The organism is Haemophilus influenzae, from assembly GCF_003494325.1.
Classification (GTDB): Bacteria; Pseudomonadota; Gammaproteobacteria; order Enterobacterales; family Pasteurellaceae; genus Haemophilus; species Haemophilus influenzae_I.
This window is the reverse complement of the sequence record NZ_QQIK01000002.1, coordinates 428,127-442,016: the sequence shown is the minus strand read 5'-3', so window position 1 is coordinate 442,016 and position 13,890 is coordinate 428,127. Positions and strand designations below refer to the sequence as shown.

Sequence of the window (13,890 nt, the reverse complement as noted above, 5' to 3'; positions counted from 1 at the left end):
ATTGGGGTAAATAAATGAAATTTACAGACAAAACAACTCAAGCAGCTACACAAAGAACCATCACTAAAGATGGTTTTTTAGTTGTGCCCGCAACCATTTCAAAAGTTGGGGTATTTGATTACCTCGCTACAGAACTTGGGCTAAAAGAAGACGGCATTAAAAAGGTCGCTCGCACAGAGAAATCGTTGTTTAGCGATGAAACGATTAAGAGTTTTGAAAATGCCACATTAACTGTAGGACACCCTAAAGATGGGGTGAATGCGAAGAACTGGAAACAGCTCTCTGTCGGTGTCGTGCGTAATGTTAAGCGAGTGGGCGATGAACTCACAGCCGAGGCTTGGATTTATGATGAATCTGCGATTAAGGCCGTGCAGGAGAATGGTGTTGAGCAATTATCTTGCGGATATGACTGCGATATTAAGCCATCCACGGTACAAGATGCAGATTTTGAGATGTCGCCGATGATCGGCAACCACGTAGCGATTGTGGCAAAGGGTCGCTGCGGTGGAAGTGTAAAACTTGCCGATGAAGATAAAACCATTATGGGGAAAACCGCAAAAATTCTCGATGCGTTTTTAGGTGCGTTCGGCATCAAGTTGTCGGACGAACAGAAAAAACAAATTGAGGACGAAGAAAAGTCTGGTAGTGAAGAAGGTAAAGAGCCAAAAGGCGAACAACCAACCGAACCAAAAGAAAAACAATCTAAACCCGAAGATAAAAAGGATGAAGAAGTGAATAAAGAAGAGTTTGAAAAACAACTTAAAGCCAAAGATGCAGAAATTCAACAGCTAAAAGATGCACAAGCAAAACGTGACGCAGAAGTAAAACAAGCTGCCGTGTTGGCTGATGCTAAAACTGCATTTAAAGAAGTCAATTTTGCGGATAACTTGACTGTGCGTGAAATCCAAGAAAGTGCGGTAGTTACGCAGGGCATTTTTACTAAAGATGAGGCAGCCAAATTATCCGATGAGGAAATTTCGGGTGCATATCAAACAGCAAAAGCGGTTGTGGCGAAATTAGCGGATGAACGTAAATCACTCGGCAATATTTTGCTTGGTGATGCGGAGCCTAAAGCTGCACCAAAAATAGATTTCAACAAAACTTACAACAGTTAGGAGAATAATGAAATGAGTTATGCTTACGAACAAGCGCCTGCGCGTGCAGGCGAGTTAGGCAAGGGCAATCTTGCAAGTGCAAAAACCACAGCAGAAAAAGTCACGGGCAAAGTAAAAGCTGGTGACTTTGTAGCATTAAATCCAGATGGCGGTGTGAAAGCATTAGCAGCTAAGACTGATGTATTAGCTGGCGTAGTAGTTGCAAGCCTTATCCGTGATGAATGGAATGATGGCGAGTTATGCGATGTAATGCACATTGCGGCAGGTGATGCTGTGTGGGTGAACGTTGCAACTGGTAAAACTGTTACTCGTGGCAAAAAAGTCTATGTATTAACTGCTGGCGGTGACGGTAAAATTGGTGCAATCCAAGGGGAAACCGATGCAAATGCGATTGAAACAAGCTACACCGTGATTGACGTTAAGGGTCAATTAGCGATGATTACAAAATTATAAGGGGGATGAATGTCATTATTAACTTATGTACAAAACGGCTTAACGGCTGTGAGCAAAGAAATTTCAGAAACCAAATATCCTGAAATTGTGTTCCCGCAATTTGTTTATGTGGATCAACAAGCCGCTGTCGGCATTACAGAAAAACTTCACTATGGTGCAGATGAGCACGGTTCGCTTGATGATGGTTTAATTACCACTGGCACAAGCACATTAGACCAAGTAGAAGTCGGCTTTACGCCAACTCGCTCTTATATCGTACAATGGGCTAAATCGGTAACATGGGCAACACCAGAGCTTGAACAAGGCAAGCTGTTAGGGTTAGCGTTAGATACCGCTAAAATCATGGCGTTAAACAAAAACGCACAACAAACCTTACAAAAAGTTGCTTTTTTAGGTCATGCGAAAGACTCTCGATTAACTGGCTTGCTAAACAATAAATCTATTGAGGTGCACAGCATCAAAGGCACTTCCGCAAATACCAAAGTACAAGCGATGGATTTTGACAAATCAGTAGCATTCTTTAAAGAAATGTTCCTTGCAGGTATGGAAAAAACCAAACGCATTGAAGCACCAAATACCTTTGCAATTGATTCACTTGATTTAGCGCATTTAGCTTTAACGCAACGCAATAACACCGATACAACCGCATTAGAGTTCTTGACTAAGAGCCTGTCTGCTGCTGCGGGTCGTGACGTTACAATTAAAGCCTTGCCGTCAAACTTTGGTACTCGTGTAACAAGTGGCAAAACTCGTGCAATGGTTTATGTGAACAGCAAAGAGCACGTTATCTTTGATGTGCCAATGTCGCCAACTGTGTTAGCTGCTCAACAAAAAGGCTTATTAGCTTATGAATCTGGCTTACGTATGGCGTTTGGTGGCGTAACCTTTATGGAGCCAAATTCTGCACTCTACGTAGATTACTAGGGAGTCATTATGCCAACATTTGAAACGGATACATTCCTTGAGCGTTATCCTGAGTTTAAAGAGGTCGATTATGAAAAAATCGACCTTTTTTTATCGGATGCAGAAATGGAAGTAAGTCAATCTCGTTGGGGAAAACTCTACCAACGTGGCGTGTTGGCATTGACTGCTCATCTATTACGTTTGTCACTTTGGACAACCGAAGGTGGCGGTGGGGCAAATCGAAATCTCGCTAGTGAAAGTGCTGGCGAGTTATCTGTTAGTTATGCCATGCCAACACTGACAGGCACTGATGCGGATTATCAATTAACAGCGTATGGTCAAGAGTATTTGCGATTACGTAAATTGGTTGGCATTGGGGTAATGGTGGCGTAAATGGCAGTGCAAATTACGGGGAATTTAGCGCAAGCAAAAGCGTTAATTGAGCGATTAAAGGCTGATAAAGACAAAGCGGTTTACGTTGGATTTCCTGCTGAGTTTGATGAACCATTAGAGGGGGCTAAGAATTTTAATCTTGCCTCTTTGGCGGCTGTGTTGGAATTTGGTAATGAGAACATCCCATCACGCCCTTTCTTGCGTCAAACCTTGTCTAAAAATCAAGGGAAATACACCGCACTTTTTGCTGAGCATTTCAAGCAAGGAATAGATATAGCCAAAATCTATGATGAAATTGCATCCATAGCACAAGGCGATGTTCAGTTAAATATTGTTAAAGGCGGTTGGGTGGAAAACGATGACTCAACCAAAATAGCATGGAGACTTAAGGATATTAAAAGTCTAAAACGCAGGAAAAAACTTAGAGCAACACTAGATCCAAGTAGCATTAAGAAAAAGCCGCTTATATGGAGTGGGCATTTGCGTAAATCTGTAAAAGGTATCGTTAAATGAGTTTAATTAACCAATATCCTCGCTTTCTGAATAGCAAATTTCGCCAAATTGTCACTGTAAAACATCTGCAAGGTGAGCATTCATTTGATGGGTTCGGGGCGAGTTATACCGATGAAAGCGTGACTGCCATTGTTATGCCGACCTCTCCTAATGATGTGTTGTTATTGCCAGAAGGTGAGCGTTTTATCCCCTCAATCAAAATCTACACCATTAAGCCATTAAAAATAGGTGATTTGGTTATTTATGAGGGGGAAACCTACAAAATAAAAACCGTAGCAAATTGGGGGAAATATGGATACCACAACAATATCGGCGTTAGACACAGCCAAACTGCGAAAGTGGATTCAACAGGCTTTACAGTTACCTAATGGCGCTGTTATTGGCGGTTGGCTCCCTGAAAATCCTTTGCCTGCTTTTATTACCGTGGATTTGATGACGAGTAATGAAATCGGGCAGGCTACGAGAGAATTTGACGGCAAGCGAGAGCGTATCATTCAGTCAATGCAAAGCACCGTGAGTCTCTCTTGTTTCGGTCGAAATTCCCTTGCGCAGTGTTACAAGCTAAAAGCCATTTTCCAAAGTTCAGCGTTTCTTTCCTTTCTCAAATCAAATCACTGGGGTGTGATTCGTTTTTCAGATATTCGCAATTTAACGGCTACCGTTGGGGCAGATTATGAAGAACGAGGGCAGTTTGATGTTGTATTTAGCCATCATCACATTGTTGATACGCCTCTAGATCCGATAGAAAACGTTGAACAACGCACAAACCATTTAATTCAACAAATAGGAGGATAGCCTTATGGCATTATCTATCTCGCAGATTGTCAATGTGCAGTTAAATACTGTGCCAAAATCTGCCGCGCGTAAATCATTCGGTATAGTGGCATTGTTCACGCCAGAGGCAGGACAAGCATTTGCTGATGCGACTACGCGTTATGTTTATGTCGAAAATCAACGTGATGTAGAACAGTTGTTCGGCACAAATTCAGAAACAGCAAAAGCAGCACAGCCATTTTTTGCTCAAAGCCCTCGTGCGAAACAATTAATTATTGCGCGCTGGCAAAAAGCCCCTGTAACCATTGAGGCAACCAAGAACACATTAAGCGGTGCAACCTTGTCGGATGATTTAGATCGTTTTAAAGCGGTTGTAAATGGTCAATTTTCATTAACCATTGGCACTGCAATTAAAAAAGTCACGGGGCTATCTTTTGCTGACGCCTCAGATTTCAATGAGATTGCCACCAAAATCCAAGCAAAATTGACCGCACTTTCCTCATCTTTGTCTATTTCTTACGATGGTGTAGGGCAGCGTTTTATCATTACTTCTAACAATGCTGGAGAAGATAAAGCGACCGAAATCCATTACGCCTTTAATGGCGACGACAATGGCGAATATATTGGCACATTGCTTAAATTAGAAAATGGCCAAGCAAGCCGAAAAGTAGGTAAGGCATCAATTTCTTTGAAAAAAGAAACCGTTGCAGAAGCATTATTTAACGTAGCTGAAGTGAATAATGCGTGGTATGGCTTTACCTTTGCTGCGCAGCTTACGGATAGCGAAGTGGAATCTGCAGCAAAATACGCGCAAGCTAATACCAAAATGTTTGGTGCAAATGTTATTCGTGTTGAACAACTTGAATGGTCTGCTGATAACATCTATAAGAAATTATATGATGCAGGTTTAGATCACACATTAGCGATGTTCGATAAAAACGATATGTACCCAGCATCTTCTGCATTGGCTCGTTTATTATCAACGAACTTTGCGGCAAATAATTCAACCTTAACGCTTAAATTCAAGCAACAACCAACTATTACGGCTGATGAAATTACGGCAACGGAGTTCTCTAAGGCTAAACGCTTAGGTATCAATGTGTACACTTATTTTGATGATGTAGCGATGATTGCTGAAGGCACAGTAATGGGTGGTAAATTTGCAGATGAAATCGTTATCTTAGACTGGTTTACCGATGCAGTACAAAAAGAAGTATTCGCTCGCTTGTATAAATCGCCGACCAAAATCCCGTTAACAGACAAAGGCCAAGCGGTATTGATTGCTGCCGTGGAGAAAGTTTGTTTAGAGGGTGTAAACAATGGTGCTTTCGCACCAGGACAATGGACTGGCGATAGCTTTGGTAACTTGACGACAGGCGATTATCTTGAAAAGGGTTACTATGTATGGGCGGCACCAATGGATACGCTATCTGATAGCGACCGTGAGCAACGCCGTGCAACCCCAATTCAAACCGCAGTGAAATTAGCAGGCGCAATCCATTCTAGCGATGTGATTGTGAACTATAACCGATAACATCAAAAAAGCGAAAAGCCAAGAGCGACAACCCTTGGCTTTTCTTTTACCCCTTATCCATACTAAGGAATAAATTTTGATTAAGTATACACCAAAATATCAAGTTAAGGTAGGTGGCAAAATGTCAGAAAAGGATGCAGGGATTGTTGGAAAACGATTGGCGCTTTCGGCAAATATCGCAGCAATTGGCGTATTGTTGTTTGGCTTATCTTTCGTATTAAAAGTCTTTTTATGAGGAATAACTATGGCAGTTTTCGATCCAAAACAAGTTGTCGTGTTATTAGACGGCAAAGAAATGAGTGACTGGGCAGACGGCTCAGATGTGATTAATGCGACCAACCAAGTTGATGCGGGGCAAATGGTTATTGGCGCAAATGGCACGGGCGTATTTATCGCAAACCCTGACCAATCAGGCAAATTAACCCTAAAAATTAAACAACACTCTGAGGATAACGCCTATTTATCTAAGTTGTTTAATCAACAAAAAACCAGTATTAAAACCTATTTACCGATGACACTCGCTATCCGCGACTTAATCAATGATGATGTTGTCACGGCAAGCAAAGGGTATTTCACCACGCCTGCACCTTACGTGCGTGGGAATGGGCACAATGCGACAACCTGGACGATTGTGTTTGAGAAAATGACGATGAATCTTGAAAAAGGTGTCCAATAATGGAAAGCAAACAAATCAATATTGAAAATGTCACCTATACGATGACGCCAGCTAATGCTATGACAGCATGGACTGCACTCAAAAATGCAATGAAATTATTGCAATCAGTCGATTTATCATCATTAGGTAACAATAAAAAGCTCGGTGCAAGCGTATTGACGACTGTATTGGCGAATTTAGGCGACCCAAGCATTAAAGAGCTTGAGGACATCGTGCTTAAGCATACCTCATGCGAACAAGATGGCAAACTATACCGGCTATCTGAACGTTTTGATAGTCATTTTAACCAACACCGTGGGCATTTAATCCCAGTATTAAAAGAAGGGTTGATGTATCAATTCGCTGATTTTTTTATCGGTGGGGGCGGATTGCTGAGCAATATTCAAGCCAATCTAAAAGCGAAGAAATAAGCCAGTCAGACAGTAAAGTTGACTGGTTTATTTTTACGCCCATTGTAAAAAACTTTTGTTCACTACACGAATTAAGGTAGGTTTATTCGTTAGCCGACCTTTTATCTTTCCATGAAGTCATTGTTGAATTAAATCAAATGGAGCAACGCAATGCTACTCGATGAACTACTGATTAAAATCGGCATTGATGCGGATAGCCAAGCAATGCAACAGTTTGAGCAATTCCTCAATGCAATTGGAGACGGCACTGAAGATGCCGCAGAAAGTTTAGGTGCCTTTGGTCAAGCGCTAGAAGATGCAGTGAATGAGGCGACTGAACAAGTCAAGAAAATGCCAGAATTCTCCGAGTTCTTCCAATCATTGGATGATTTACAGATAAAAACCGAAGGACTGACTGAGGATGAAGCTTTAGATGCATGGGTGCAAAAATGGATTGAATCAAATGAATTGCTATCTGGGCTTGGCGATGATCTCATCGAAAATGTCGATGACTTAGAACATTATTTAGTCGCATTTGGTGCTGATTTTGCTGATATTGAAAATCTTATTACCAAAATCAAAGATGCAATTGAGAAAAAGCGCAAGGCTATTGATAAGGATACGGAAAGCACCCAAGAAAACACCAAAGCACAAGATGAAAACGCTAAAAGCACAGAAAATTTATCTGACAATATCATTGACTTGTGGGCGACCCAATATGGCGCAGTCGGATTATTGAATAAATTTGAATTGCTTGGCATTAGCATCAATAAAACCACACTTAAAGTTGCGGCATTTGGTGCAGCTTTCTACGCCGCCACAATCGGGGTGAAGAATTTTGTTGATGCTAATCTCGATGCGCTTGATGAAATTAAACAACTCTCGGCTGTCACGGGCGAATCAGCCGACCAAATTTACAACTTAGGTAAGGTTGCAGAGGTCAATGGCTCATCTGCACAGGCGGCACAATCATCTATTGAAGGATTATCTCGCGTCATTGGCGAAGCTGCAGCAGGAATTGGTCGAGGAGCTAAGTCATTTGAGCAATATGGACTAAGTGCCAAAAAGGCGAATGGAGAGGTAAAAACCTCAAGCGAAATGCTGGGTGAAATCTCGGACAAGATGAAAGCAATGGGTGAGCAAGAGCAAATTGCGATGCTTGCGAAACTTGGCATTGATAGTTCGATGATTCAAACCTTGCGCCTTGGTAATGAAGAACTGAAAGAACAAATTGCCCTTGCAAGTGTGCTCACGCTTGGTGTGGGTAATGCAGAAAATGCAAAAACCGCCGCATCTTTTAAAGATGCACTGACTCAGGTTTCTCAGGCTTTTAGAGCTATTGGCGAATATGTCTCACTCCGTGTTGCACCATCCATTCAGCGATTAGCCGAGCGGTTTACAAAATGGTTCACGGAGAATAATGACTTTATCAAGGCTACACTAAACGGCTTTGGAAAAATTCTTTCATTCTTGTTTGAGTTAGCCTCAGCAATCGATAATGTTGTTGAGCATACTGTTGGGTGGAAAAACTTAATCTACGCATTAGGTGCGGCATTATTGTGGTTTAGTCGCAGAATGTTATTAGCTTTCGCTACCAACCCTGTCACATTGATTATAACGGCAATTGCAGCCTTGTTTTTACTTGTTGATGACTTTATCACTTATCTTGAAGGTGGTGAAACAGCATTAGGTGAATTTTGGAAGCCATTTAAAACAGCGTTATTGTGGGTTAAATCCACTTGGAAAAATTTTGTTGATAACTTTAGCGTCGATCCAATTGGCGAAACATTATCTCTCATTACAGATATGCTTGAGTTGCCATTTAAACTTGGGCTTGCGCTTGTTGGTGGTTTGTGGAATTTATTTACCGGCGAACAGTTAGATTTGGATGTTATCGAGACTAAGTTCGCCAAAGTCACCGACTGGATTAAAAAGCCATTCCAAAGTGCATTTGATTGGGTTAAGGGCTATTACGACCAATATATCGCACCGATTGTTGATACAGTAAAAAGGTGGTTTAGTGATAATGGCGAAAAGGTAGGCACGGTAAGTCAAAATACAAAAGCCTATGACACAATGATGTTTGACCCATCTTATGCTTCTGCACCACAAGTGGCAGCGGCAGGAGTCAATCATCAAACTTCAAATGCTGATAACAGTGTCAAAAATAGCAACAACAAAATCACCATTACACAAAATATCCAAGGTACGGACAATCCAAAAGCAGTGGCAGACCAATCGGCTCGAGCGATCAATAATCAACTTTCACCTGTTGTGGGGTAGCCTCTATGTTAAATTTTGCACAAGTATCCAATCGTAAGATTGGCAAAATTACCTTTGATGTGGTGACAACAGAAGACCATCAGTCGGATTTATCTATTACAGAAAACCCGATTGAATCAGGCGCTGCCATTGCTGACCATGCGGTTATTCAGCCTAAACAAGTTACCATTAATGGTGTAATGGTTGATCACGACCATTCGACTTTTGGTTTAGACCTTCCGTTTATTGGCAATATTCGTGGCGGGATAGACTTTCTTAATAACTTTCCTTTGCCAGTTAAGGTTATCACTCAAACATCGCAAGCTATCGCAAGAGCGGGGAGAGTGATTAGCCAAGTTGCAGGGGCGTATAGTCAAGCAAAGAACATCCTTAATCAAGCGCGAACCATTGCCCCTTTTTTGCCTGATTTTGGTCTAGGCGGATTGCTTGATAGCAGTGCAGGGGATAGTCGAGTGCAAAAATGCTATGCTGACCTTGTTGCTTGCCAGAAATCAGGGGAAACCATTGACATACAGACAGGCATTAACTTGTACAAAAACATGCTAATCCAATCTGTAGCCGTCAATCAATCACAAGATGGCAGTGCGACATTTACGATAACGGCTCGTGAGATATTTATTGTTGAGACACAAACAGCTCAATCTAAATCATCTGCATCGGGCAAGAATAAAAGCGGCCGAGCAGCAGCTCAATCCGCAACGAAATCGCAGCAAGGTTCTACTCAACCAAAGAACGATACACCTAAAAGAACCTCCTCGCTTTTCAATCTTTTTAAATGGTAAGACGTATGCTTAAAATTCCATTAACACAACATCCTTATCAGGAACAAACCTTTGAATTTAACGGCATAAAAATCCGCTTAACCTTGCGATTTAATAGTATTGGACAGTTTTGGGCAATGGATGTATTTGAGTCAGTAAACCAAAAACAGATTTGCCGAGGTCATGCGATCGCGTGCGGAGTACCATTATTGGCTCGCACTACACAACCTTATTTCTTCTACTTGGACGATGAAAGCGGTGCTGAATTAGACCCAATGAGTATGGAAGATTTGGGCACTCGATGCTTTTTGTATATAGGCGAAAAGGCATCGTAAATTAATAGATAAAAATAACCCCGATAGCTGGCCACTATCGGGGTTTTTTATTCCAACTTTCCCAATAAAGAAGGAACAAATTTTGAGTAAGTATAGCAAAACTAAGTTAAAAATACACTTAAAAGAGGGGTTAGAAATGGAAACAAATGCAAGTCCGATTATGCGAGGTGCAATCGCATTCTCTATTGTTATCGTTGCGCTTGGCTTGTTTGCTTTATGTATTACACCGTTGGCAAATGTCCTTATTGAACTTGCTAAATAGCGCAAGGAGAGACAATGAAACAATTTGGCAGACGTTGGAAACTGGACATTAGTAACGACCAAGAAACGTTAAGCATTGAGCAATTGCGTGTTGCGTTTGAAATTGATAAAACCATTAATGAAAAGCCTAATCCCGCTAAAATCCAAGTGTGGAACTTAAATCGAGACCATATCAACCAATTATTAAGCCAAGACTATAAGAAAGTCGCCTTATCGGTTGGTTATGGCGAGTTACGCCAAATCTATGCGGGAGATATTACCAAAACAAGAATCCAACGAGAGGGATTGGATTTTGTTCTTACGCTTGAGTGTTCAGACGGGCATCAAGCCTATACCCAGTCGAGAGCCAAAACGACATTAAAAGCAGGGGCAACAGACAAGCAGATTGTGGAGGAATTGCAAAAGACTATGCCTAAAGTACAGTCTGGTGCCATTGACATCCCTAATCAACGGAAACTCCCTCGAGGTAGAGTATTAAACGGTAATAGTCGAGATATTCTCACCAAAATTGCACGTAATAATAACGCTGATTGGTCTATCCAAGATGGCTCGCTTATTTTCCTGCCGAAAGATAAAGTGTTAAGTGATGATGCTGTACTGATTTCCCAAGATACAGGAATGATTAATGCACCAGAACAAACCGATGAGGGATTAGAGCTGACTTGTTTACTCAACCCCGCATTACAAATTGGCGGACTTGTGAAAGTTGAATCTATCATTGAGTACTTCAATGGGGAGTACAAGATTATAAAACTTGCGCATTCTGGCGATGGTATCGGTGGGGATTGGCACAGCAAAATGACAGTTGTCGGGGGAAAATTCCAGAAAGTGGAAAAAGAAAAGAGCGGTCAGAAATCAGATAAAAAAACAGATAAGCAAAGCAAGGATAAGAAAAAATGAACTACTCACAAACCTTAGCAACGCCAGAAACTGCAACCGACCATCAAATCCAACAAAACCAACTGAATTTACACACCGCACTTCCTGCAAAAGTCGTGAGTTTTGACCCAGCCAAGCAAACTGTATCACTTGCGATACAAATAAAAATGCAGCTAGTCGATGGGAGTGGGGCAGATATACCGCCACTTCTTGATGTGCCAGTGAACTTTCCTCGTGGCGGTGGCTTTGCAGTGACATTTCCACTTAAAGCAGGCGATGAGGGGATAGCCATATTTTCCGAGCGTTGCATTGACGGATGGTGGCAAAACGGCAGCGCATCAACGCCTTTAGATTTTAGGTTACATGATTTATCCGATGCGATGTTTATTCCTGGCATATGCTCTGTGCCAAAAGCTATTGGCGGATTTTTTACAGATGGATTATCCATGCAAACCCTTGATGGCAGCACATACATCAGAATCAAAAACGGTTCGATTTTGATTAAAGGGGATATCGAACATCAGGGAGACACCTCGCAAACAGGTTCGCATAGCTCTACAGGCGTTATCTCGAGCGATACAGATGTAAAAGCAGGCGGTATTTCAGGGAAAACCCATAAACATACAGGCGACAGTGGCGGTAAAACAGGAGTGCCAGAATGAGAGTAAGACGACTTAATAAAGAGCACGATTGGACATTTGGACAAGGCTTTTCAAACTACGCAAGCGAATCAGATGCCATTGCTCAAAATGTACAAACTCGCCTTTGGTCATTTGCTAATGACTGGTTTTTAGACCTCGATCACGGCTTACCTTGGCTTGAACAAATGGGGCGTGGGGTAAATATGGCAGACTGGGAAATCAAAATAAAACGCTATGTGTTAGAAACTGAAGGTGTAAGCAGAATAACTGATTACCAAGCTAATTTTGATACAGATACACGCAAGCTGACCATATCGATTGATTACCAAGATATTTACGGACAGCAACAAACAGCACGTTATGATGCTTAAAGTGCGGTTAAATTAAGTAACGTTTTGTGATGGAGATCTCAAAAATAAAAAATTTCTGATTAAAAACCTACATAAACAATTTTGGTTTCGTAGAATAGTTATCTCTATTTTTTACTAAGGAGTACTCTATGGAACCAAGCAATATTTTTGCCACAATCATTGCAATTTTGATTTTACTTAGCCCTTTTTATCTTGTTTATCTGATTATAAAGAAAATAAGAAAAGGCAAGGATCAAAAGATACAATCAGAATATAACGATCTATCATCAAAAATTAAACAGATACAAGATGAGATTTATGAAAAATCAAAAGAGTTATCTTTAATTAAAGATGAGCTTAAGAGCTACGAATCAGAAGGGGCTTTATTAAGGGTTGGATTATATCAGCCTATATTTAGCTTTGATACCTCTGAAGAATATAAAGCAAAAATTCTTGAATTAAGAGAAAAGCAAAAAGCACTATTTAAAAGTAATTTGGCTTGTACTTGCTCTACAACATGGACTGTTGGGACAGGTAAAGATGCTAAAAAACAAGGTGCTAAAATGACAAAAAATAATATTGATTTGGCTTTACGGGCTTTTGATAATGAATGTGATGCGCTGATTAGTAAAGTTAGCACTAGTAATTTTGAAAAAATCCGAAATAGAATCCAATATTCTTATGAGCATATTAATAAACTAAATCAACACAATTTAATATCTATTAATCCAGCTTATTTAGCTCTTAAGCTAAAAGAATTAATGGCTACCTATGAATATGCCTTGAAGAAAGAGGAAGAAAAGGCAGAGCAAGCCAGAATTAAAGAGGAAATGAGAGAAGAGGCTAGAGCACAAAGAGAATTAGAGAAAGCTCAAGCTGAGGCGGAAAGAGCTCAACGAGATGCCGAGAAAGAGTTGGAAAATGCTCGTAAACTACTTGAGAAAGATCAGGCTAATGCTGAATTACAAGCTAGATTTGCTGAATTAGAGCAAAAATATAAAGAGGCTCAAGCTCAAAGTGAAAGGGTTAAATCTCAAGCTCAACTAACAAAATCAGGACACGTTTATGTAATCAGTAATATTGGTTCATTTGGCGAAAATGTCTTTAAAATTGGTATGACACGCCGATTAGAGCCATTAGACCGTATAAGAGAATTGGGCGATGCTAGTGTGCCATTCTCTTTTGATGTTCATGCGTTAATTTACAGCGATAATGCACCTGCTTTAGAAACTGACTTGCACAAAGTATTTGCTACCTACCAAGTAAACCGAGCAAATCCACGTAAAGAATTTTTCAAGGTTCCATTAGAAATGATTGCTGAAGAGGTTAAAAAACGCAATGCAAATATTGAATTTACGATGATTGCAGAAGCTGCGGAATATAGACAATCTTTAGCAATGGAAAGAGAAAATCAATACACTGAAATTGAAGAATTTAAGGACGAAGATTTATCCGAAGAATAGTTACAAATCCCCTTGACACCCAAGGGGATTTTTCATTATTATTTTTAGCAAGGTGTCGAAACCTTATATCACAAGCGGAAGTCCGCACCCGACAGCATAGCGGTTTTTTTATGCGTGAAATTTAGTAACCTTGTTTGTTTTATTGCCATTAAACATTCATTGCGCAT

General features: G+C 40.7%; 19 protein-coding genes. All 19 read left to right on the top strand.

What is annotated here, in order from left to right; translation table 11 throughout:
* The first annotated feature begins 14 nt into the window (after positions 1-14).
* The 19 genes from DV356_RS05405 (at position 15) to DV356_RS05320 (ending at position 13,723) form a co-directional block, all read left to right on the top strand.
* On the top strand, positions 15-1,115 hold the full coding sequence (locus DV356_RS05405; protein ID WP_112119172.1) for a DUF2213 domain-containing protein: 1,101 nt from the start codon (positions 15-17) through the stop codon (positions 1,113-1,115).
* A 12-nt stretch (positions 1,116-1,127) separates the two neighbouring features.
* Positions 1,128-1,568 (top strand): structural cement protein Gp24, encoded by a 441-nt coding sequence (locus DV356_RS05400; RefSeq protein WP_103757463.1) that lies wholly within the window; start codon positions 1,128-1,130, stop codon positions 1,566-1,568.
* Positions 1,569-1,577: 9 nt separating this feature from the next.
* On the top strand, positions 1,578-2,492 hold the full coding sequence (locus tag DV356_RS05395; protein ID WP_112119173.1) for a major capsid family protein: 915 nt from the start codon (positions 1,578-1,580) through the stop codon (positions 2,490-2,492).
* Positions 2,493-2,501: 9 nt separating this feature from the next.
* Positions 2,502-2,864, top strand: a complete 363-nt coding sequence (locus DV356_RS05390) for a DUF4054 domain-containing protein (RefSeq protein WP_112119174.1) — start codon at positions 2,502-2,504, stop codon at positions 2,862-2,864.
* Positions 2,865-3,377, top strand: a complete 513-nt coding sequence (locus DV356_RS05385) for a hypothetical protein (RefSeq protein WP_112119175.1) — start codon at positions 2,865-2,867, stop codon at positions 3,375-3,377. It begins immediately after the preceding gene.
* Positions 3,374-3,745: a hypothetical protein gene (locus DV356_RS05380; protein WP_118806635.1), complete on the top strand. Its 372-nt coding sequence runs from the start codon at positions 3,374-3,376 to the stop codon at positions 3,743-3,745. The genes DV356_RS05385 and DV356_RS05380 overlap by 4 nt, the downstream gene beginning before the upstream one ends.
* On the top strand, positions 3,669-4,172 hold the full coding sequence (locus tag DV356_RS05375) for a phage neck terminator protein (RefSeq protein ID WP_223364811.1): 504 nt from the start codon (positions 3,669-3,671) through the stop codon (positions 4,170-4,172). The genes DV356_RS05380 and DV356_RS05375 overlap by 77 nt, the downstream gene beginning before the upstream one ends.
* Before the next feature lie 4 nt (positions 4,173-4,176).
* Positions 4,177-5,685, top strand: coding sequence for a DUF3383 domain-containing protein (locus DV356_RS05370; RefSeq protein WP_112119176.1), 1,509 nt, complete (start codon positions 4,177-4,179; stop codon positions 5,683-5,685).
* 76 nt (positions 5,686-5,761) lie between these two features.
* Complete coding sequence (locus DV356_RS09855) at positions 5,762-5,920, top strand: hypothetical protein (protein WP_006996371.1); 159 nt, start codon at positions 5,762-5,764, stop codon at positions 5,918-5,920.
* A 9-nt stretch (positions 5,921-5,929) separates the two neighbouring features.
* Positions 5,930-6,361 carry a phage structural protein gene (locus DV356_RS05365; RefSeq protein ID WP_065250971.1) on the top strand — a complete coding sequence of 144 codons (432 nt, stop codon included), beginning with the start codon at positions 5,930-5,932 and terminating at the stop codon, positions 6,359-6,361.
* Positions 6,361-6,771, top strand: coding sequence for a phage tail assembly chaperone (locus tag DV356_RS05360; protein WP_042600671.1), 411 nt, complete (start codon positions 6,361-6,363; stop codon positions 6,769-6,771). The genes DV356_RS05365 and DV356_RS05360 overlap by 1 nt, the downstream gene beginning before the upstream one ends.
* 150 nt (positions 6,772-6,921) lie before the next feature.
* Positions 6,922-9,033 carry a phage tail tape measure protein gene (locus DV356_RS05355; protein ID WP_118806634.1) on the top strand — a complete coding sequence of 704 codons (2,112 nt, stop codon included), beginning with the start codon at positions 6,922-6,924 and terminating at the stop codon, positions 9,031-9,033.
* A gap of 5 nt (positions 9,034-9,038) precedes the next feature.
* A complete protein-coding gene (locus DV356_RS05350) occupies positions 9,039-9,815 on the top strand; it encodes a phage baseplate protein (RefSeq protein ID WP_112119179.1) in 777 nt (258 codons plus the stop codon).
* 5 nt (positions 9,816-9,820) lie between these two features.
* On the top strand, positions 9,821-10,129 hold the full coding sequence (locus tag DV356_RS05345) for a phage baseplate plug family protein (RefSeq protein ID WP_013525922.1): 309 nt from the start codon (positions 9,821-9,823) through the stop codon (positions 10,127-10,129).
* A 136-nt stretch (positions 10,130-10,265) separates the two neighbouring features.
* On the top strand, positions 10,266-10,391 hold the full coding sequence (locus DV356_RS09975) for a hypothetical protein (RefSeq protein WP_257004065.1): 126 nt from the start codon (positions 10,266-10,268) through the stop codon (positions 10,389-10,391).
* A gap of 14 nt (positions 10,392-10,405) precedes the next feature.
* A complete protein-coding gene (locus tag DV356_RS05335; RefSeq protein WP_116961844.1) occupies positions 10,406-11,290 on the top strand; it encodes a phage protein in 885 nt (294 codons plus the stop codon).
* Positions 11,287-11,931 (top strand): Gp138 family membrane-puncturing spike protein, encoded by a 645-nt coding sequence (locus DV356_RS05330; protein WP_112119181.1) that lies wholly within the window; start codon positions 11,287-11,289, stop codon positions 11,929-11,931. The genes DV356_RS05335 and DV356_RS05330 overlap by 4 nt, the downstream gene beginning before the upstream one ends.
* Complete coding sequence (locus DV356_RS05325; protein ID WP_112119182.1) at positions 11,928-12,281, top strand: contractile injection system sheath initiator; 354 nt, start codon at positions 11,928-11,930, stop codon at positions 12,279-12,281. Before DV356_RS05330 ends, DV356_RS05325 begins: the two co-directional genes overlap by 4 nt.
* A gap of 128 nt (positions 12,282-12,409) precedes the next feature.
* Positions 12,410-13,723, top strand: coding sequence for an SNIPE associated domain-containing protein (locus DV356_RS05320; RefSeq protein WP_112119183.1), 1,314 nt, complete (start codon positions 12,410-12,412; stop codon positions 13,721-13,723).
* The last annotated feature ends 167 nt before the right edge of the window (positions 13,724-13,890 follow it).